Origin of the sequence: Rothia sp. ND6WE1A (assembly GCF_001683935.1) — a bacterium.
Taxonomy (GTDB): domain Bacteria; phylum Actinomycetota; class Actinomycetes; order Actinomycetales; family Micrococcaceae; genus Rothia; species Rothia amarae.
In genome coordinates this window covers 97,534-117,975 of record NZ_LXTU01000073.1, presented here as the reverse complement: position 1 = coordinate 117,975, position 20,442 = coordinate 97,534, and the positions used below count along the sequence as shown (strand labels likewise).

Genomic DNA, 20,442 nt, shown 5'->3' with positions numbered 1-20,442 from the left:
AAAATCAGTTGAAGAACTCCGCCAGGAAAAAGCGGCGGTTGAAAGCCTAGGTTTGCTGGGTAATCGATAGGATGAGACCAGCCGATAGGGTAAAAAATACCTTATGAGAATCATCATAAAAAAGAGGGTTATGTCAGCTCCTCCATTTTCAGGATAATTTGAAACTCGTAGCGAAAATCCCCGAAAGTTTTCCCAGGAATAATTCGGGGATTTTTGCGCTTAAAAGGAGAAAGGAAGAGGCTTTCGTGGGGGACGTGGGAAAACATCCACAAGGGACACACAAGATAACGAAAAAGCCTACTTCCACCAGGCAGTTGAGGTTTTCAGAACCTTAATTCGTGCGTCAAGAGGGGCACTGATTCACTGCAGAGAAGCGCACTGTTTTACCGGGGAACACTCAGAATAGCGGGGGTATGGTAAGGGGAAACTTTTTGGTTACATCACAACACCTGACTTCTCACGAAAGAGGAAGGCATGGATCCGCTCACCATCGCTCGCTGGCAGTTCGGTATAACCACCGTCTACCACTTCTTTATGGTGCCACTGACCCTAGGTTTGGGACCTCTGGTCGCGTTTTTTCACTGGCGCTACGTTCGTACCGGCGCAGAACGGTATAAAAGACTCACAAAATTCTGGGGCAAACTCTTTATCATCAACTTTGCCATGGGTGTTGCCACAGGGCTCGTGCAAGAATTTCAATTCGGCATGGCATGGAGCGAATATTCGCGCTTCGTAGGAGATGTATTTGGGGCACCGCTTGCGCTGGAGGGTTTGCTTGCCTTCTTCTTCGAATCAACCTTCATCGGACTGTGGATTTTCGGCTGGGGCAAACTCAAACCAGCAATTCACGCCACCACCATCACCATTGCGGTCGCTGGTTCGTGGGCATCTGCTTACTTCATCCTGGTGGCTAATTCGTGGATGCAGCACCCTGTAGGTGTTGAGATGAAAGACGGACGCCCGGTCATGACCGATATTTGGGCAGTGCTCACCAACAGCACAGCCCTGGTAACCGTTCCCCACGTCCTCGCCGGTGCTCTTTTGGTAGGCGGCGCTTTCCTGGTCGGTATTTCCTGGTGGCATCTGTGGCGACGTCGTCAACTGGGCATCGACACGGTAGCGGATGGCAAAGTTGTTATCGGCGAGCGCAGTGAAGGTGCTCGCGATGCAGAAGATTTCCATGCTTGGCGTTACGCGCTTCGTTTTGGTGCCGTCATCGCGATAGCGGGCTTCTTGGGCACAGCCTTTACCGGTCACGCTCAGGCACAGTTGATGATTCAGCAACAGCCCATGAAGATGGCTGCGGCAGAGGCCGCGTGTGAAGACGGTACGTCCTTCTCTGTGTTCTCCTATTCGATAGATCCGTCGTCGCAGAGTTGTGATCATCTGATCACGCCCCTCAAAATTCCAGGTTTGCTCTCGTTTTTGGCGTATGAGAATTTCTCTGAACCGGTTCCCGGAGTGGAGACTCTGCTGAAGCAATATCAGGATGAATTGGGCACCCATTATCCTGATGATCCTGAGCGCTTTGGCCAGATGGCGGGGCAAGAGATTACCTATACCCCGATTTTTGAGATTACCTATTACGGATTCCGGGGGATGTTTACTTTTGGCGGGATGAGCGCAGTTGTGGCAATCTATGCGCTGTGGATTACTCGCAAGAAGGGTATGGGAACTGTTCCTGATTCTCGGTGGTTGAAGAATTTCCACTTAATTGCTCTCTGGTTCCCTTTTATTGGAAACACTGCCGGTTGGATTTTCACCGAGATGGGGCGGCAGCCCTTTGTCGTGGCGCCTAATTTTCAGGAGGATACGTCGGTCATGCTGTTTACCGCTGCCGGTGTATCGCCGGAGGTCAGTGGTGGGACCATTCTGTTCTCGCTCATCGCGCTCGGTTCTCTGTACGCCATTTTGGCTGTGGTGGAGATTTATTTGCTCACGCGGTATGTGCGGGCTGGGATTCCAGCCGCCATGCCGGAGCTGGTGGAGCAGCATGAGGATTCGGATGAGAACAGCAATAATCGCGACGTTTTGGCGTTTGCCTACTAGGGGATAGACATGTTTGAAATTTTTGCTGATCAACCGTTGTTGCCTACCATCTGGTTTATCGTCATCGGGATACTCTTTTGCGGGTATTTAGTGCTTGATGGCTTCGATTTAGGAGTGGGGATGCTCATGAGCAGACCCTTTTCCAAGACTGAAAAAGAACGTCGTCTCTTGCTGAATACGATTGGCCCAGTTTGGGACGGTAACGAAGTATGGCTTATTACCGCAGGGGCAGGAATGTTCGCTTCCTTCCCCTTCTGGTACGCCTCGCTCTTCTCCGCCCTCTACATTCCATTGACTCTCCTGCTGGTATTTCTTATTCTGCGCGTAGTAGCTATCGACTACCGCGGGAAACAGAATAATCCCCGATGGATTAGTACCTGGAACACGCTATTGAGCCTCTCTAGCTTCGGTATCGCATTTTTAATCGGAGCGCTTCTTGCACTCACCACCACTGGGCTTCCTCTCAACGAGCGTGGAAATTCCATTGATATTTTCGCCTGGGCCACCTCTCCTTTCACCTACTTGGGCGGTATCGCCGTCGTCTGTTTTTCGCTCATTCAGGGGTTAGCGTTTATTGCTCTCAAAACGGATGGTCCTATTCGTTATAGGGCGAGAGCTGTTCAGCGTCCCCTCATGCTGGTGGGCTCCGCGCCGCTGCTAATCTGGGCTCTGCTACTGCAGTGGAAGGGAGAAAGTGCCGGGATGCTGAGTTATATCCTGTGCCTGGTGGGTGTCCTTGGGCTAATCCTGGGATATATCAGTGCGCTTCAAGGACGCGAGGGACGCAGTTTCGTAGGAAATTCCCTGTTTGTGTGCGGTTCAATGCTGGGTATTTTTCTGGCAATTTACCCCACCGTTCTCCCCTCAACTCTGAACCCGGCACACAGCTTGACAGTTACCAATGCATCCAGCTCGCCCTACACCCTGACCGTCATGTCGTGGGTAGTGGGAATCATGTTGCCACTCATCATTGGCTACCAATGCTGGAGCTACTATCAGTTCCGCCAGCGCATGAAAGTAGAACATATTCCAGATGCTCATGACCCCACAGAACTAGGGGAGAGCAACCAAGCTGTGACGCACAGTTCTCGCCAAAAAGAGCCGGCTAATTCACCAAAATGCTGACCCTCGTTAGACTGAAAGAATCTACTCGCTCCGATTCAAAGGATTCGCACCATCAATGGATCAACGTCCACCGCTGGGGCCTTCAGCCCGCAAGCACCTGAGTGTCTTTGCTCTATTTACGATTCTGCGAACACTGTGTTCCATCATGTTCGCTGCGGTCATAGGAACCGCCCTCGCCTATCTAGCACGGCTCACCTACGTTGCCGTTAACTCCGGGGTGGAATACCCCTCAGCACAGGCCGCACAGCGAGCAATATTTGAGGGAAATGCTCAAGCGCGGGTGGAGGGACTCTGGTGGGCAAACTTCGGGCACGAGCCTACTGTCCTCTTGTTAGTGAGCGTGGGGGCGCTCGCCGCACTAGGGCGGGCGCTGGCTGACTGGGCTTTAAGCTATAGCGCGCAAAGGGCTGCTACCGGCGTGAAATCTCAGGTACGGGCAAACTTGATTCAGCGAGTGCTGGCCACCGGCGGCGTCGATACCCCGGACGGTACAGGCGGCACCGCCGTCCTTCTGTCACGTGGGCTCAACGCTGTGGATAGTTACTACGCAAAAACTTTGACGGCAATGGTTAGCTCCTTCATTACACCCCTTATTTTGTTGGTTGTTATTGCGTTCTACGACTGGATTTCAGCTCTCATCCTGGTTCTTACCCTTCCGCTCATTCCACTTTTCATGGTTCTGATTGGTAAGACAACCCGGCAGGACACCGCGGTGGCTCAACGCGAGCTACTTCGGCTATCCGACCATATTGTCGAGCTGGTGAAAGGTCTGCCTGTCCTCGTAGGGTTGGGACGTGCGCGGAGTCAAGCTGCGGCAATGGGTGACCTGGGTGAACGTTACCGCAAAACCACCATGCAAACCCTGCGTTCGGCATTCCTCTCTTCATTCTGGCTCGAACTGATGACCACGATATCGGTGGCGGTAGTAGCAGTTGTTATCGGAATTCGTTTGGTGCACGGGCAAATGGGGCTAGACGTCGCCCTGTTCGCGCTTCTTCTCGCACCCGAGTGCTTCCAGCCTTTGCGCAACCTCGGCTCTGCCTACCACCAATCTGAAGAAGGAATAGCGGCTCTTCGTACTGCCCAGCAAATGATTGACCGCCCAGTACCCGGAAGCATCGTTTCCTTCGAAGGTGATGAACTGCGCGTTTCCAACGTTTCGGTCAGCTACCCCGGCAGACCCCAAATCCTCGACCGAGTCAGTTTTTCATTCCCCCACGGATCAACCACGGCTATCACCGGGTATTCGGGTTGCGGAAAATCCACCTTGTTGGGCGTCATCAGCGGCTCGGTGGCACCGGGACTCATACCTACCGGTAACTCCCAACCCATGAGCGTCAGCGGGGAAGTCTCTGGTACCGGATCGGTCGTGTGGGTGAGTCAATCACCGTCATTCATCGCCACCACTGTCCTCAACGAAGTGGCTCTCTACGGATTCCCGGTCGAAGTGCACTCCATCGAAGACCTCACCGCCGCCCAATCGCTGATGACCCAGGAAAGCCCGCTGGCGCTCTCGCCCAACGGTCGCGCCCGCTACATGAACTATCTCAGTATTGTAGGTTTGCAAGAGTATGCAGACCTTTCCCCAGAAGCGCTCAGCGCCGGGCAGATGCGCCGTCTGGCCATTGCCCGTACGCTGGCGCGCGTCGATGCTTTGGAAGAGCTGGGGGAGCGCGTGACTGTACTGGTCGATGAGCCCACCGCCCATTTGGACACCGCGGCAGCCCTGAGGGTGAATGCTTCATTAGCGGCGCTCGCGAAGACGGGCGCGACCTTACTGATCGTGACGCACGACCAATCCCTGACCCGCCGCACCGACTACCATTTACATGCAGTCTCAGGAGCAAGCGGTACAAGGTGGAAGCTCGAACCTTCCAAATCCATTGGCTGGGATTTTGCAGCGTTTAAACGCGCAGTGAACCAACAAAATGACACACAGGTAGCCAAACCAGTTCGAAAGAAATCTCAGGCTGAACCCGTGAAAGCGGGAGGCGTTCTGCAGACCCTTAGCGACGTAAGGGACCTCAGCGGATTAACCATAGCCCAATCGATAGTTCCCATCGTTCTATCGGTACTTTCTGTCTGCTGCGCGGTCGCGCTAACGGCACTCTCCGGTTGGCTGATTGTGCGTGCCGCAGAACAACCAGCGATGATGTACTTGCTCATTGCTGTAGTGGGCGTGCGGTTCTTTGGGCTGGGGCGCGCTACTTTGCGCTACGCTGAACGGCTGAAAACTCACGATGCGATTTTGCGAGCAGCAAATAGTCTGCGCGTTCGCGCCTGGAAATCAGCCGGCCATACAGTGCTCTCTATCCGCTCGCTTCTGAGGGGCGACCATATTCTTGACCGACTCATCGGAGACATCGATGAACTGCGGGATGCCCTGCCTCGAGTTATTCTGCCGGTAGCCTCCCACCTCGTTGTAATGGTGTTGGTGCTCGGAGTGACGGCTCTGACAGTCCCATCTGTTCTTCCGCTCATGGCCATTGCCGTGGCAGTTGCTACCTTTGTGATTCCCGCAGTAGCCCTCTACCTGGATTACCAGGCAGATTCCATAGCGCGCGAGGCAACCTCTGAAATGCTCCGACTCGGTGTATCTACCATGGACTCGGCAGAAGAACTGCGTGCAAACGGTCTGACCTACCTGGCGGTTAAGACCTTTGAGAATAAGGATCGGAAAAACGTTGAAGCTACCCAAGCAACTGCGGGTGCCAGCGGATTCGGTCAGGCCCTCACCGTCCTGTGCTGGTGGGGAGCAGCTTTGGGCGTGGTAGCTTTCTCCTGGAATGACGTGCGCGGAGGAGAAATTGCTGCTCCTTTGGTAGCGGTAGTGGTCCTGATGTGTACCGCCCTTTTTGAAACCACCATTGCCCATCTTGAAGCGGTTCGTTCGTGGCCGGCATTCGCCCACCTAGTTGCCCGGATGCGCCCGCTCATTTCTTTACGAACAGAAGAACAAGAAGCAGCGCAAACACCAGCCGATCTGCTGCGGCAGAAAACTACTGGCGCTCCCATCAACCTGATGCTGGATAATGTTTCCACGCGCTGGCCCGGGATGAAAGAACCTGTTTTTAGCGGGTTGTCTGCCGATATTTGGTCAGGGCAGTGGCTGGGCATCACTGGTCCATCGGGTTCAGGTAAGACGACGGCGCTAGCAGCCTTACTCGGCTTCTTACCTCTGGAATCAGGTGCTATCAGCATCAATGGCAAAGAACTTTTCCAGGAAGATCTGAGGGGATACGCTGCGTGGTGCCCCCAGTCCGCCTACATCTTCGAATCGACCATCGCTAATAATCTTGCGTTGGCTACCGATGGCTCCCAGCGACCCACCGATGAGCAGATGCTCCAAGTGCTCGATCGTGTAGGGCTGGGTAACTTCGTCCGGTCCCTGCCCCAGGGGTTGCAGACGCCGGTGGGCGCGGGTGGCTCCTACGTTTCAGGTGGACAACGCCAGCGTATTGCAATCGCCCGTACACTGTTGACTGCTTCACCGCTACTGCTCATGGATGAACCCACCGCCCATCTCGATGCTCCTGCAGCTCAAGCTCTGATTAAGGAAGTTGCCGAAGGCACCAAAGGCACCTCCCGACGTCGTAACGGAGTAACGCACCCGGCAGTTATCCTCGTCTCGCACCGAGCAGAAGATATTGCCGCATGCGATCGCACGGTCAAATTAGGATAGAGCCAAGAGAGCAGAACAACGCAAGAAGACCCCTGCGCGATGGCGCGGGGGTCTTCTTTGCCACAGCTGAATTGCTCTTAGAAGAGCGGGTCCATAGACTCAACTACCGCAGTTGACTCAGCCTCTGGCTGGTCGGAAGTTTCCGCCGGGGCACCAGGAGACTTTACTTTTTCTTGACGGGATCCCAATGCACCTAGCAAGTAGCGAGTTTCTTCAAAACTGGGGCCGATCAAAGCAATCGATTGGTTCAGTGAAACTCCTGAGCCGTCTCGCACCCCAAACTCGGTGGGCAATGAACGAGCAACCCCGGCGGCAGTGGTGGCGCGAGCAGGACCAACTCCCACAAAGGCTACAGAAAGTTTTGATTCCCCCGCTAAGAACCGATGCGCTCGTACACCACCGGTAGCGCGTCCCTTGGCAGGGAATTCGCTGAGTTCGGTTACCTTCGCGGAGGCAGCAGCGCCGTCCTCTGCCGAACCATCCGTTATGGTCACCACCTGAGCGGGAGCACCGGGGGCTGTAACGCCTAAGGCAATGACTCGGTCGTTCTCTGCCAACTTGATGCCCGCAATGCCTCCTCCCAATCTGCCCTGGGGTCGGACCTTGGCGGCATCGAAAGTCAGCAACTTCGCCTGCTCGGTGACCAGGGTGAGATTCAAATCGTTAGAAGCGCACTGATGCACCGCTACCACACGATCTCGGGGCTTGAGCTTGATAATTTCCCACTCATCGGCGTTGAGCGGGTATTCGGGATTCACTCTCTTAATGAGACCGTGCTCGGTTGCTAGAGCAATAATCTGATTCAGCGGAGCAATCCCCACCAGCGTTTCACCTCGCGCTAGTGTAATTGCCTCTGTTGCTTTCACTCCGGAATTCAGCAGGGGAGCGCCATTGCTTTCTTCCAGCACCACCAAATCCATAACATTCACACGAATCATGCGTCCGGCAGAAGTAACTGCACCAATTTCTCCACGAGCGGTGGTCGGTACAAGAGAGAGGAGCGCGTCATGCTTCACTCGCTTAGCAGGATCGGGCAAGGCCTGTAATTGAGTTCGGATTGAGTTGGTGCGCCCCATCATGCCTGATGCAGAGAGCACCGCCCAGCACGGATCGTCAGCGATTTCGAGCGCCAAACCCAACTTCTTACTCTTCGGCGTATCGGGAGCCGCTGCCAAAACGGCTTTCTCCAAATCGTCTCGCTGCGTTAGCTTGGTCCGTCGATCGGTGCCATACAAATCGGCAACCTGCTGCAATTCGTCTGAAACCAACCGGTGCAATTTAGATTCCTGCGCCAGAATTGACTCTAACTCGGAAATCTCCGCTTGAAGTTCTTCTTGCTCTTTCTCTAACTCAATTCGCGAATACTTGGTGAGCTGGCGGAGGCGAAGCTCCAGAATATGGTTCGCCTGAACCTCGGTCAGATCGTAGATAGTCATCAAGCGTTCGCGAGCCTGAGCGGTCTCGTCCGAGGAGCGAATGATTTGGATAACCTCGTCAATATCTACAATCGCAACTAACAGACCCTCCACCAGATGCAAACGGTCCTGGCGTTTTTTCAGGCGGAAAGCGGTACGACGGCGTACAACCTCAACGCGGTGGTTGACGTAGACCCGCAGCAAATCCAGCAGACCGAGAGTGTGAGGCTGCCCATTAACGAGTGCCACATTGTTGATACCGAATGAGTCTTCAAGCGGGGTGAACTTATAGAGCGATGCAAGAACAGCTTGCGGGTTGAACCCGTTTTTGAGTTCAATTACCATGCGCAAACCGTGTTTGCGGTCCGTCAAATCAGTAACGTCTGAGATGCCTACCAGCTTCTTCTTGTTGACGCCATCCTTTATTTTTTCGATGACCTTTTCCGGACCCACCATGTAAGGTAGCTCGGTAATTACAATGCCCTGTTTTCGCGCTGAAACCTGCTCAATGGACGCTGTGGCACGAGTTTTGAAAATACCCCGACCGTTCTCGTAGGCATCTTTGATACCCTGCAAACCTACGATTGTACCTCCGGAGGGTAAATCGGGGCCGGGGATGAACTTCATGATGTCTTTGAGAGATGCATCGGGATTCGCAAGCAGGTGTTGAGCACCGGCGATAACCTCCCGTAAATTGTGCGGCGGCATATTGGTCGCCATACCCACAGCGATACCTGAGGACCCATTCACCAAAAGGTTGGGGAAGGCTGCGGGGAGAACCGCAGGTTGCATGAATTGATTGTCATAGTTAGGTACAAAATCGACGACGTCCTCGTCGAGATCCGCCGTCAAGGCAAGAGCTGCGGGATCCATCCGAGCTTCAGTGTAGCGAGACGCCGCCGGACCGTCATCGAGAGACCCGAAATTGCCATGCCCATCTACCAGGGGCATGCGCATAGCAAAGGGTTGAGCAAGGCGCACCATCGCATCGTAAATCGCTGAATCGCCATGGGGGTGGAGTTTACCCATGACTTCCCCGACCACGCGGGCAGATTTCACATGCCCCTTGTCAGGACGTAAACCCATTTGCTGCATCATATAGAGGATGCGGCGTTGAACCGGTTTCAGACCATCACGGGCATCGGGCAACGCGCGAGAGTAAATCACTGAGTATGAGTACTCCAGGAAGCTGGTTTCCATTTCAGAAGAAACATCGATATCTACGATATTTTCGACGACATCGGTGGGGTAATCATCCTGAAATGTCTTGGAGCGGCGCGCCATCTATACCTCTTCAGCTGTGGGTTCTTGTTTCTCTCTAGTTTACCGCCTGGATGAACAGGGAGAGGAACTATCAAATGAGGGTTTGCCTAGAGGGTATTACTCCAGGTCAGCGGTGCCAAGGTGCTTAATTTTCTTTTATTGAGGAGAGTTTAATTTCTCTTAAAAGATAAGGAATTAATTATTAAAAAGGATAAAGAATCGACAAAAAGAATGGAATATTGTTAACCAAAAGGATGGGTAAAACTAATACTTTAGGGGACATTTGTATTAGATGTGCCCAGGGTCTCACTCTATGGTTGATGGGATTGGTAGGCTTCAATCAAGCGATACTTCGAGGATTAAATATTGCCCATCGGGGATACCGATGACGGACAATATATCGTGAATTGGCGGTACATCTAATAATAATTATCTGTTTCTTAGATTTACCAATTCCCTTGAATTGAAATAACAATGCTGAAAACAACACACATTTAAATTCAGCAGCGCTTCTTAACTTAGGGGAAAATATGCGCAAGCACGTCGCAGCTATCGCAGCTGCCACACTTACCATCGGCGGAATGACAGTAGGATCAGTTTCTGCAGCTCAGGCCGGCGAAATTAACAACGCCATCGTTAACATCAATACCCAGGGTGAAGCCAAGGTAGGCGACGTCCTCACTCTTAACGCCGCATGGCAGGTTCTCCTGATTACTCACAGCCAGGTGATACTTTCACCCTTGCCCTGCCCCAGGAACTCATTCCTTTGACCAATAATTTCCCCATCTTGGATGAAAATGGGAACGTAGTGGCACAGGCTGTGGCTCAAAACGGTGCTGTAGTGGTGACCCTTACTGATTTTGTGGCAACCCACCCGATCAATGTCCATGGAAACCTTACGTTCTCAGTAAAGATTTCCAATAGCGCAGTACCCGGTCAGCCTATTAACGTGAATTGGGGTGGAACTTCCACCGCCATTACACCCGCCGGTTCTGGTGTAGTTCCTGGACAGCTGACTGAGCTAGTGAAATATGGCTGGGCACGTGAGGGCGGCAATGCCGGCTGGGCAATCGATGTGCCCGGTCAGCTCAGCTACGTCACCGTTACCGATACTCCCAGCAACGTAAATCTTCAGTGTGACACCCTAGCTGTCTACCAGGGCGACCAGTCGCAGGGGTATCCCACCTTTTTGCAGTGCGTTGATTCCACTGCCTACACCGTTGACTGCGCAGCGGACGGTTTCACTCTGAAAATGGATCAGATTGCGGCAAATCAGTTGATCCACATCCTTGTTTCTTCCACTCCGACCACTTATTGCGAAACTGCTCCTGAGGTAGCACCTTCAGAAGAGTCTTCGGCACCCGCTACAGTAGCTACTAATCCTTAGGCGCAGCCTTCGATCGTAGAAGAACCACAGCAGAATAACCCAGTAGTGGACTCTTCCCAGGAAATTGCTCCTGCTGAAGGAACCGCAACGGCGGAGACCCCTAGCCTAGGTCAGCGCCTAGCACACACCGGTTTCTCCGGCGTGCAACTAGCTATCGGTGCTGTAGCGCTGCTCGCTTTGGGCGGCGCAGCGATTGTGGCTTCCCGTCGCCGTCACGCCTAAACAATAATCTCTCCGTAGATTCTGCGCTTGCAGTTTGCGAGATGTAAATGGTGCCCTCGTTCTTCATATATGAAGAACGAGGGCACCGTTTTTGTGTTATCCACACCATATTCGATATAGGCTAGTTGCTAAGAGTTATTGAAAGAATACCCCAGATTTCTTTTGATAAATCTTTCTCTCAGAAGTACTGTGCCAACCGGGTAGGGGTTAACAAAAATGTCTGAACAACCGCGCGCAACCGAATCACATCAAATAGGTTCGCGGGAACCATTAGTTAAGGGCGCGCCAACCACCGCTGAAATCCCCTTTATTTACCCCGCCCATTGGGAAGCAGACGTGGTACTTCGCGACGGCGCAACAGCTCACCTGCGCCCCGTGATTCCTACCGATCGTAACGCTCTCCAGCAGATGTATGCGGGGCAGAGCGAACGAACGATTTATCTTCGCTTCTTTGCGCCCAAACCTCAGTTGAGTGAAAAGGAGCTCACTCGGTTTACGACAGTGGACCATAAAGACAGAGTTGCATTTGTGCTGATGCTCGGCGACGAAATGATAGGTATCGGCCGTTTTGACCGCACCGACGACCCCACTGAGGCAGAAGTCGCATTCATGATTTCAGACCGCCACCAAGGACGGGGGATTGGTTCTATTCTTCTCGAACATTTGGCAGCGGCCGCCAAAGAACTAGGAATCAATAAGTTCGCCGCTGAAGTTCTCCCTCAGAACCGTGCGATGCTCAACGTTTTTGCAGATACCGGCTACGACGTCTCACGGGCGTTTGATGACGGGCTCGTGATGGTGCGTTTTGACATTGACCCTACCGATCGGTCCCGTCAGGTCATGGAATCGCGTGAGCACCGTGCAGAAGCCAAATCGATTAGTGAACTTCTCAATCCTGCGTCGATCGCCGTGGTGGGTAGTGCACCCACATGGCCCGATCAGGCACAGCCCATGATTGAGACTATTCGACAGGGAGAGTATCAAGGCAAGATTTGGGGAGTTTGCCTGGAGGGCGGAGCGATCTCTGACAGTACAGGTGAATCTCCCAACATCGTTACTTCCGTAGATCAAACGGAAGGCGTTGAACTTGCACTCATCACGGTTCCCATTGAACAGGTGGAGAGAGTGGTTGAATCCTGCGGTCGGGCGGGCATCCGAGGCGCTTTAATTCTCACACGAGGATATGCAGAGGACGGCGCACGAGGGCAGGTTCGCCAAAAAGCTTTGGTTCGCACAGCGCGTTCTTTCGGCATGCGAATCATCGGACCGGCGTCCTTTGGTATTCTCAACAATTCTCCCGAAATCAACCTAGATGCCACGGTGAATCAACACGATCCCCAAGCCGGAACTCTTGGCGTTTTTACCCAGTCTGCAGTGATGGGCGAGATGTTTTCTAATATGGCTGTTCGCCGGAGAATCGGTGTTTCATCCTTGGTCTCTGCGGGCAACCGCGCCGATGTCTCCGGTAACGATTTGATGCAGTATTGGGAAGATGATCCGGGGACCTCGGTATGTGCTCTCTACCTTGAATCTATTGGAAATCCCCGAAAATTTAGTCGAATTGCGCGCAGATTATCTCGTAACAAACCGGTTATTGTAGCTAAGAACGCCGTCACTGGAATGCAGTTGCCTCCGGGGCATACTGGTAGAACGTCTATTGCACCAGCGACCGCTTTGGAATCTCTGTTTAAACAATCGGGTGTCATTAGCGCCGATTCCAGCGAACAGGTCTTGGATATTGCACAGTTATTAGTCTCGATGCCACTTCCTTCTGGTCGCCGCCTGGCTGTAGTCTCTAATGCCACCGCACTGGCTCAGATGGTAGCTGATCGGGCTAATACCCAAGAAATAGAGGTAAAGCTTGCAGATGCTGCTCTGGATCTCGAGCATGAGGACAGTGCGTTTGTTCAGCAAATGCTTCGTACCGCTGCGGAAAGCTCGGACGTCGACGCCCTCATTGTGGTCTTTATGCACGAGGACGCGCAGGTCTGCCGGGAAATCGCTTCACTTGCCCAGCGTGTAGCAGAGGAAATCACTAAACCTATACTTGCTGTCTTTCCGGGGATCATTGAAAATGCCGCTTCGATGGTGGGGCTGGTACAAGATTCGACCATTGAGCATCCAGGGTTGCCCTGCTACGCATCGCCTATGGGGGCGGTCGATTCTTTGGCTGCCGTGATGAATTATGTGGAATGGCGTGAAAAAGAAGGCGGAACTTACGCTACCCCTTCAGGAGTGAGCCCCGATACCGCGGCTCATCTGATTGCTGATTTTATGCCCCGAGTTCAAGGAGAAAATCTTCTTCCTCTCGCTCAAGAGGACGTGGCGTCCTTACTTGATGCTTACGGTATTGAGTTGCTACCGTCCACCACTGTTGACTCACCGCAAGAAGCGGTAGATAGGGTGGAAGAACTAGGTAGCTACCCAGTGGTTCTCAAGTCCACCGACGAGGCGCTCAGCAAGCGACTTGATTTGGGCGGTGTGCGCCTGGGCATTGAAAATGCAGAGCAGTTGCGCGCTGAATTTGAGACCATGAAAAAGCGGTTGGCTCGTTATGGCAAGCAGGAAATTGAGCTACAAAAGCAGGCAGAGGCCGGGCAATCTGCAGTAATGGAAGCTATCGAAGACCCCCTGTTGGGACCCGTAATCTCATTCGGTATGAGCGGCGATACCACGGCTCTCCTAGAAGATTGGGCCTATAGAATTCCTCCGCTGACTAAACGTGATGTAGAAAAACTCATTCGCTCGCCCAAAGCTGCCTCCAAACTCTTTGGGGATGATGATTTGCCCGAAGTGCGTGTGGATCTTCTTGAGGATTTAGCGACCAGAGTGGCGCTGATGAAAGATAACCACCCAGAAATAGCCTCACTTCAGCTGAGTCCCGTTATCGTTTCCGAGACCACTTTGACCGTAGCTCGAGCCAAAATTACCTTGGGTAATCCCCGTCAACGAACAGATTCCGCGCGTCGTTCTTTGAGCGCCTAGGCGTTCACAGAAATGGCAGAAGCGACGGATTCTAAAGCTGGTTTATAGGATGAGAAGCAGAAACTATTAGACTGGTTAACCTCAGTATTTTTTGGCGAAAGCGAGTGAACAGTGGCGAATACGGTGATGCAGGATTTAGAAGAATCTATTTCTAGATTGGGTTTTTATCCGGAACTCGTCAAGAGCGCCGTCAATGATGGGCTGCTGGGACTAGAACCCTCGGCACATTTGGTGCATTTGGAAACGCATATCGATAATGCCGAAATCCACCGCCACATCACCGTTTTGGCTATCGCCGAAGAATTGCTGATGGTCGCTCATCTGGATGATCAGCAGTTAGATGACGAAGGGGAGTCGGTGATGGCGCACGTCAACGTGGAATCTGTGCAAATCTCTGCCCTCCGTTCTGTGGGTATGAGCTATTCCTACCCACAGCCCCAGCAGTTTGAACAGACCACTGATCCGTCGGAAATTTCGCTAACCATTTCGTGGACGGGCGGGCAGCGTCTCGATGTGCAACCGGCACAGTGTCCTGATCCAACCTGTACTGCCGATCACGGATATACCGGGGTCGCACCGAGTGAGGACGTAGTGCTGAGAGTTAGCGGCCCGGCAGATGGTATAGAAGCCGTGCACCGTGCTCGTGATTTTGCGAAAGAACTTCGACGCCGCCAGCTAGGACTCTAAACGATGACATTGCAGGATTATTGCGGCGTTGAGCTGCCAGAACCCCCGCGTTACTTTGAAAATAATGTGGCAGATCTCTTTGAATCTGCAGGCACGCTGGTTGCCGGGCAATCGCTGACGCCTGATCCCCACCCCTGGTTAGGGCAGGGGCGGCATGACGTACTGAACTTGGAAGAACGTCTTACGCACGCTGGATTTGATTCGAAAAAATATCGTAGCGTGTGCGTAGTGATGGTTGATGGGCTAGGAGAGCACCTCCTCAACCGCTATGGCTCCTACGCTCCCTACCTTAAAAAGACAAGCTCCCTGGGTCCGCTCCACTCCGCTTACCCCTCCACCACGGCGGCATCATTGACGAGCTTTGGCACCGCTCTACCTCCCGGGTATCACGGCGTTGCAGGATATGAGGTCTATAACCCCGGCACCGAATCGGTGATGAATCAGCTCTCTGGCTGGGACAAAAGAGTAGACCCCAAAGAATGGCAACCCTATCCCACGGTCTTCGAGCGCTTTGAGAACCACTGCGATGTTGCTACGGTATCCCTGAATAAGTATGAGAAAAGTGGGCTTAGCCTATCTGGTCTTCGCGGTGGACGGTTTATCCACGCTCAATCGACTACAGCTCGGATCACTATGGCAAGCAGTATTCTCTCTGCTCGTAAGCCCTCGCTGGTTTACATGTACTGGGGTGAAATTGACCAGGCAGGGCACCGCTATGGTGTTCAATCGCAAGAATGGATTGAACAGCTCGAAGAACTGAACCTCGCCATGCGACGGCTAGCAGAACGCGTGCCCCCGCATGTACTCATTCTGCTGACCGCCGACCACGGCATGGTTGATATTGCCGTTGAAAACCGAATCGATTATTCAGAAGATGCCGAGTTGCTTGAGAATGTGGCTCATACAGCGGGGGAGCCTCGGATGGTGCAATTACTCCTCAAAGATTCCAGTGTGCCCGCCAAAATGGAGACCATGCGGCGTTGGGCAGAGCGATGGGGGTCAAAAGCCTGGATTCTAGACAGCGAAGAATTGTTTGAGCAGGGTTATTTTGGGCCTCATCTCAACAAGCAGGCACGGGATCGTATTGGTGATGTGCTCATCAGCTGCCGTGAACCCATTGCACTGTATGACATGCGTCATTTCAAGCCGCATGCGCTAAACATGGTGGGGCAACACGGATCGCTCACATGTGAGGAAACCGCTGTTCCCCTGCGTGTACTTCACGCTAGGTAGATAATCACGCTACCTCTACCACTTTGTAGATCGCTCGGGGGCTCGCCCGTTAGTTAGTGGGTGCCGGCATCTGTTGTATATTTGCCGCGCTTGTTTGCTGTAGAGCACCGGTTTGTCCCTTGGGCGATGCCGGAGCCACTGTAGGAACTGGGGCAACAGTTTGAGGAGCAGCGGACGGTGCCGGTGCTTGGGTTGCTGGGGGTTGCGTAGCTGGAGCGGTGGTTGTCGGGGCTGGAGTCGTAGGAGCAGCATCGTTGGGATCTTCGGTCGTCGGTTCCACCGAAGGCTGTTCGGCGGTCGCTGCCGATGGTGCTGCGGTAACTGGAGGAGCAACAGGTGCCCCTGGAGTCTGGACGGGTGCAGGAACTGGCGATTCGGTAGCCTGTGTTGCCGGATCTTCTACATAATCCACCTGACCCGGTGCAACGGGAACAGTAGTTTGCTCTACGTATTTAACTTCAGGGGCAGCAACTGTCTGCGTGGCGGAGGGCTTTGCCGAACTCGGAGTTGCGGAGGTAGAAGACGCCGCGGAGCTAGAAGATTCGGCAGGCACAGCCATGGGTTGCGGGTCGTTGTTCATGCTTCCCAACGCCAATAGAGAACCTCCACCTAGTAGAACGAGAAAAGCAGAGGCGCCAAGCACCCAAAGCCCACGGTGAGAGCGCTTTTCTTCTTCAGAGGCCACGGAACTTACGACACCTTCGTCAGTTCGTGAGGCACGCACTGCGGCGATACCAGCAGCGATTTTCGCTGCCTGCTCTTGCCGTTCCCGTTCTTCTTTTTCAGCGCGTTGCTGCGCTTGCGACTCTTTACGATCTTGAAGGCGGTCTGCTAGGGACCGTTTTTCTACTACTGTTCCATTGAGAAATAGCTGATGAGAGAGCGAGTCATCTTCTTCGACGGGAGATCCGGTGGTAGTACCATCGGGGTGCACATATTCATAGCCCTCTGCCAGTTCATCGGTGGAGTACTGTTCAGTTGAATCCTCTTGGATAGGCAGATTTTCTGTGGGGGAGTCAGCAGAGGAAAAGTCCTCGAACTCTGAGGATGTGTCCTGATGGGGTTTCGTCATGAAATGATTCCCTAGTTATTGCGGTGTGATGCGAACTTCAGACCTGGATTGCGAGTGATTTATTCAAGCCTGACAATATATAGTACGCCTGATGGGGGAATATCAAAGGGTACTTCTTCTCACAGTATCTTACCCATCTAAAGTTTGCAGATACGAGTAAAACGCTGCCTGGTTTCATGAAGAACTCCAGACAGCGCGGACATCTCAGGGCGATGCAATCAACTTACTTGCGTTGGTTTCCAAAAATAATGTCGTCCCAGCTCGGCACTGACGCCCTTTTGGGGCGGGTAGGCTTGGCTGGTTGCTGTTCTTCAGAAGCCTTCTGCTCATACTCGGGGGCGCTGGGCGCAGATGCAGTAGCGGATGTATCTTCTCCAGGCTGCTCCTGCTGATTTTCCCGGGGTGAATACTGCTGATAACCGCTGATGACGTTTGTATCTACAACTACCGGGACAGTGAATTCAGTTTGATCCCCATTGGATTTTGAATCTTGTTCAGTAGAAGATTCTTTAACTGGAGCCGATTTCTCCTCGGACTGAGAAAATTTTGCAGAGTCACTGGGCGGCATCTCCTGGGGAACTTCAGGAGAAGGCATCGGTGCAACGGGCTCTGCAGTTGTCTGAGATGCGACAGTCGAATCGGACTTTTCCAGTGATGCTCGGCGTGCACGTTCCAGCAAATCAGTTAGCTTGCGCTCACGAGCGGAGTGAATGTTACGAGTGCCACTTTGACCGATGTTTCCCGCAGACTTTTCTGCCCGTCGTACAGATTCCATCTGTTCAGCGGTAAGTGCAGGCGCCAAAGCGCCCACCGATCGAGCCGGTTTTTGTACTGCAGGCGTTGATTCTGGTTCCTCTGCGTGAGTCTCGTGGTGCCCGATTCCTGGGAGCGGCCCGTCGGAAGAATCATCACGCCCCATCAAGAAGTAGGCACTTTCGTTAGAAGCATAGATCCCCTGATTTGCAGGGTTATAGTTCCACCGTGCGGGAAAGACGACACCGCGAGGCAAGTCATTTGCTACAGCATCGGGCAAATTGAAGTCCACAGAGATGGTCCAAGAGCCAGACTCTTGCTGGAAAGTATTCCAGTCGGCAGAGTTTTCATCGAAGCCAAATTTTTGAGCCTGACGAGCAATATGCTCATCGAGGTTGGCAGCTTTGCCCTCGCCATTGCGCGAGGAATCAATGGAGGAGATTAAGACGGATCGAGCTGCAGTAATAATATGCGCGCGTTCAGCAACAATAGGCCATTCGTAGCGGCGTACACGCTCGGCGTCCCACCCTGATTCTTCAACGATTTCTTCTACTGTTGCGCCTTGGCGGAATCGTGCCTGAATGTCGCGGGGACCAAACGCGCCTGAGCCACTGCGCGAACGAGCTGGCTGAAGGCGTCGAGCTTTAGCGACGCTGGTGCGCAGATTTTGGTCAATGGGCAACGTGAATTCGGTGCCGTCTGACGATTTAAGAACAAGATGTTCACCATCGTCATGAATTTTGACCAGTCGTAGCTCAATGGCGTGCGAATCGGACATACTTCTCCTCAACTCAAACAGGGATTCATGAAAAGACTACCTGTTTACCGATAACTATGGGAAAAATAAACCGATTTTGAGAGGAAAACTCACTCATCTTCGAGAGAGAACAGCAAAAAAGACCCTTGTAGGATCCAAAAAAAATTACTTCGCAAGGCAGAGTATGAAGTTGATTTATCTGCCTGAACTAGACATATGAGAATTAATAGTGGAAAATGCTACGCGTTACCGAACGAAAAAAGAACATCGCAGATGATCCCTCGTGGCGCTGACAACGAATTTTTTGACCTAGGCTGGGCATCATACAAGAGACCCCACCGCTGACAAACGGAGCGTGAGAGCTAACTTTGGCTACCGATTACGATGCACCTCGCAAGCAAGATGAAGACAATAACAACCAGTCCATTGAGGAACTCAACGGACACCGTTCTGAAATGCAGTCCGGTGCAGTAGATGAGGATGAAAACGCTGCTGCTGAAAGTTTCGAGCTTCCCGGTGCAGACCTCTCTAATGAAGAACTCAACGTTGTTGTTCTACCTGCACAGGAAGACGAATTTACCTGCGCCTCCTGCTTCTTGGTTCGCCACCGTTCACAGATTGCGCGCGAAGAGGGCAATCTCAAGTTCTGTGTAGAGTGCGAAGGCTAAATTTCAGCTGACTGAACCTGGCTCCAGCAGTATAAGAGGGAGGATGAATCATTTGATTCATCCTCCCTTTTTATATCAGTGAACGAGGCGAAGCCCTTAGCTCACTGTCTCAGCTGGGGTGCCCAGCTCTTTTCCTGCGTTGAGAATTTCTTCAATTTTTTCTGGATGCCGAGTCGAAGCTAGCCAATAGGGAGTAGGGTCTGCTGGGTCGGTGATGTCGATGCGGATTTTGGGATCAATCCAACCGCGAAAACACATGAACGCACGCCCGTCGAGCTGCGGCCCCGCTGCAATTCGTGCAGCTTCCCCTCTGAACCCTTCGGCAAGACCTACATATTCACGTTCAATTTGTGCCCGTCCTACTCGAACAAATTCGGGAGTGATTTCGATGACGGGGGAGCTCAGGTAGAGAATGAGTCCTAGAAGAATGGTGACTACAATGGCGGCAATAACACCTACGGTGATTGAAATGGGCGCACCCACGAAAAACGATGCCACACCTGCGCAGACAATCAATATCCACGTTCCAAAGCCCGGGGAAAGTCTTTCCTGATACTGCATGCGGCACCTTTCTGAATTTTCATTTCTCTTGGAGAGCGTCGGATTCCTCTTTGAGATAACAATCTTTTACCATCCTAGTCTGTTTTCCCAGGGAAGTGCTCAGAGAGTTCTAGTACAGTAACAGCTGTGATGAAACCGATTGATGTGCAGATTCAGATACTTGATACTGAGCTAGAAATTCCTCGTTACGCCAAGGACGGCGACGCCGGAGTGGACCTTCGTTCCACAGAGAAGCTGGTCTTGGAGCCGGGGCAGCGAGCACTCGTGAAAACCGGAATTGCGATTGCTCTGCCTGCCGGGTATGTGGGCCTGGTTCACCCCCGGTCTGGACTGGCGGTCAAACACGGGATCACCGTAGTGAACGCGCCGGGTACGATCGATTCTGGTTACCGGGGCGAAATTATGGTGTGCCTTCTCAACACCGACTGCTCAGAATCATTTTCTATCGAGCGTGGGGATCGTATTGCCCAACTCATTATTCAGAAGTATGAACACGCTAATTTCCGCCAGGTAGAAGAGTTGGAAATATCGGCGCGTGGTTCCACCGGCTTTGGTTCAAGCGGCGTTCGCTAGAGCTACCTTA

15 protein-coding genes are annotated in these 20,442 nt (G+C 52.7%); 11 read left to right on the top strand and 4 right to left on the bottom strand.

What is annotated here, in order from left to right:
* Positions 1 to 474: 474 nt before the first annotated feature.
* From A7E48_RS10405 to cydC, 3 genes are read left to right on the top strand one after another with little or no spacing between them, the layout of a single operon-like run.
* Entirely contained in the window at positions 475 to 2,049 is a 1,575-nt protein-coding gene (locus A7E48_RS10405) for a cytochrome ubiquinol oxidase subunit I (RefSeq protein ID WP_068173105.1), read from the top strand.
* A gap of 9 nt (positions 2,050 to 2,058) precedes the next feature.
* A complete protein-coding gene (gene cydB / locus A7E48_RS10400) occupies positions 2,059 to 3,174 on the top strand; it encodes a cytochrome d ubiquinol oxidase subunit II (protein WP_068173102.1) in 1,116 nt (371 codons plus the stop codon).
* 55 nt (positions 3,175 to 3,229) lie between these two features.
* Positions 3,230 to 6,856, top strand: coding sequence for a thiol reductant ABC exporter subunit CydC (gene cydC / locus A7E48_RS10395; RefSeq protein WP_141669451.1), 3,627 nt, complete (start codon positions 3,230 to 3,232; stop codon positions 6,854 to 6,856).
* A 77-nt stretch (positions 6,857 to 6,933) separates the two neighbouring features.
* On the opposite strand, the gene A7E48_RS10390 is transcribed toward cydC, so the two are convergent.
* Positions 6,934 to 9,555 carry a DNA topoisomerase (ATP-hydrolyzing) subunit A gene (locus tag A7E48_RS10390; protein WP_083147378.1) on the bottom strand — a complete coding sequence of 874 codons (2,622 nt, stop codon included), beginning with the start codon at positions 9,553 to 9,555 and terminating at the stop codon, positions 6,934 to 6,936.
* Positions 9,556 to 10,064: 509 nt separating this feature from the next.
* Between A7E48_RS10390 and A7E48_RS10385 the strand changes: the two genes are divergently transcribed.
* The 6 genes from A7E48_RS10385 (at position 10,065) to A7E48_RS10365 (ending at position 16,048) form a co-directional block, all read left to right on the top strand.
* The gene (locus A7E48_RS10385) at positions 10,065 to 10,304 is read left to right on the top strand and encodes a hypothetical protein (protein WP_068173100.1); all 240 of its coding nucleotides are present in this window, start codon (positions 10,065 to 10,067) and stop codon (positions 10,302 to 10,304) included.
* Positions 10,301 to 10,921, top strand: coding sequence for an Ig-like domain-containing protein (locus tag A7E48_RS10380; protein WP_068173097.1), 621 nt, complete (start codon positions 10,301 to 10,303; stop codon positions 10,919 to 10,921). Before A7E48_RS10385 ends, A7E48_RS10380 begins: the two co-directional genes overlap by 4 nt.
* Positions 10,922 to 10,966: 45 nt before the next feature.
* A complete protein-coding gene (locus tag A7E48_RS11040) occupies positions 10,967 to 11,143 on the top strand; it encodes an NPXTG-anchored protein (RefSeq protein WP_158004420.1) in 177 nt (58 codons plus the stop codon).
* Between the two features lie 216 nt (positions 11,144 to 11,359).
* On the top strand, positions 11,360 to 14,128 hold the full coding sequence (locus A7E48_RS10375; protein WP_083147377.1) for a GNAT family N-acetyltransferase: 2,769 nt from the start codon (positions 11,360 to 11,362) through the stop codon (positions 14,126 to 14,128).
* A 111-nt stretch (positions 14,129 to 14,239) separates the two neighbouring features.
* Positions 14,240 to 14,815, top strand: a complete 576-nt coding sequence (locus A7E48_RS10370; RefSeq protein WP_068173094.1) for a DUF5998 family protein — start codon at positions 14,240 to 14,242, stop codon at positions 14,813 to 14,815.
* Between the two features lie 3 nt (positions 14,816 to 14,818).
* The gene (locus tag A7E48_RS10365) at positions 14,819 to 16,048 is read left to right on the top strand and encodes an alkaline phosphatase family protein (RefSeq protein ID WP_068173091.1); all 1,230 of its coding nucleotides are present in this window, start codon (positions 14,819 to 14,821) and stop codon (positions 16,046 to 16,048) included.
* A gap of 49 nt (positions 16,049 to 16,097) precedes the next feature.
* Here A7E48_RS10365 and A7E48_RS10360 read toward each other — a convergent pair whose 3' ends face one another.
* Positions 16,098 to 17,120, bottom strand: a complete 1,023-nt coding sequence (locus tag A7E48_RS10360) for a hypothetical protein (protein ID WP_068173090.1) — start codon at positions 17,118 to 17,120, stop codon at positions 16,098 to 16,100.
* A 223-nt stretch (positions 17,121 to 17,343) separates the two neighbouring features.
* Positions 17,344 to 18,651: a septation protein SepH gene (sepH, locus tag A7E48_RS10355; RefSeq protein WP_068173087.1), complete on the bottom strand. Its 1,308-nt coding sequence runs from the start codon at positions 18,649 to 18,651 to the stop codon at positions 17,344 to 17,346.
* A 347-nt stretch (positions 18,652 to 18,998) separates the two neighbouring features.
* Here sepH and A7E48_RS10350 point away from each other — a divergent pair, with 347 nt between their 5' ends.
* The gene (locus tag A7E48_RS10350) at positions 18,999 to 19,298 is read left to right on the top strand and encodes a DUF4193 domain-containing protein (RefSeq protein WP_068173084.1); all 300 of its coding nucleotides are present in this window, start codon (positions 18,999 to 19,001) and stop codon (positions 19,296 to 19,298) included.
* 96 nt (positions 19,299 to 19,394) lie between these two features.
* Here the strand turns inward: A7E48_RS10350 and A7E48_RS10345 are convergent, their stop codons facing one another.
* Positions 19,395 to 19,859: a DUF3093 domain-containing protein gene (locus tag A7E48_RS10345; protein WP_068173081.1), complete on the bottom strand. Its 465-nt coding sequence runs from the start codon at positions 19,857 to 19,859 to the stop codon at positions 19,395 to 19,397.
* Positions 19,860 to 19,988: 129 nt separating this feature from the next.
* Here A7E48_RS10345 and dut point away from each other — a divergent pair, with 129 nt between their 5' ends.
* On the top strand, positions 19,989 to 20,432 hold the full coding sequence (gene dut, locus A7E48_RS10340) for a dUTP diphosphatase (protein WP_068173080.1): 444 nt from the start codon (positions 19,989 to 19,991) through the stop codon (positions 20,430 to 20,432).
* The last annotated feature ends 10 nt before the right edge of the window (positions 20,433 to 20,442 follow it).

Bases quoted from the DNA above. Each gene is read 5' to 3' on its own strand.
- cydB (WP_068173102.1), top strand. From the start codon at position 2,059: ATGTTTGAAATTTTTGCTGATCAACCGTTGTTGCCTACCATCTGGTTT.
- A7E48_RS10385 (WP_068173100.1), top strand. From the start codon at position 10,065: ATGCGCAAGCACGTCGCAGCTATCGCAGCTGCCACACTTACCATCGGC.
- cydC (WP_141669451.1), top strand. From the start codon at position 3,230: ATGGATCAACGTCCACCGCTGGGGCCTTCAGCCCGCAAGCACCTGAGT.
- A7E48_RS10390 (WP_083147378.1), bottom strand. From the start codon at position 9,555: ATGGCGCGCCGCTCCAAGACATTTCAGGATGATTACCCCACCGATGTC.
- A7E48_RS10360 (WP_068173090.1), bottom strand. From the start codon at position 17,120: ATGACGAAACCCCATCAGGACACATCCTCAGAGTTCGAGGACTTTTCC.
- A7E48_RS10375 (WP_083147377.1), top strand. From the start codon at position 11,360: ATGTCTGAACAACCGCGCGCAACCGAATCACATCAAATAGGTTCGCGG.
- A7E48_RS10345 (WP_068173081.1), bottom strand. From the start codon at position 19,859: ATGCAGTATCAGGAAAGACTTTCCCCGGGCTTTGGAACGTGGATATTG.
- A7E48_RS10405 (WP_068173105.1), top strand. From the start codon at position 475: ATGGATCCGCTCACCATCGCTCGCTGGCAGTTCGGTATAACCACCGTC.
- sepH (WP_068173087.1), bottom strand. From the start codon at position 18,651: ATGTCCGATTCGCACGCCATTGAGCTACGACTGGTCAAAATTCATGAC.
- dut (WP_068173080.1), top strand. From the start codon at position 19,989: ATGAAACCGATTGATGTGCAGATTCAGATACTTGATACTGAGCTAGAA.
- A7E48_RS10365 (WP_068173091.1), top strand. From the start codon at position 14,819: ATGACATTGCAGGATTATTGCGGCGTTGAGCTGCCAGAACCCCCGCGT.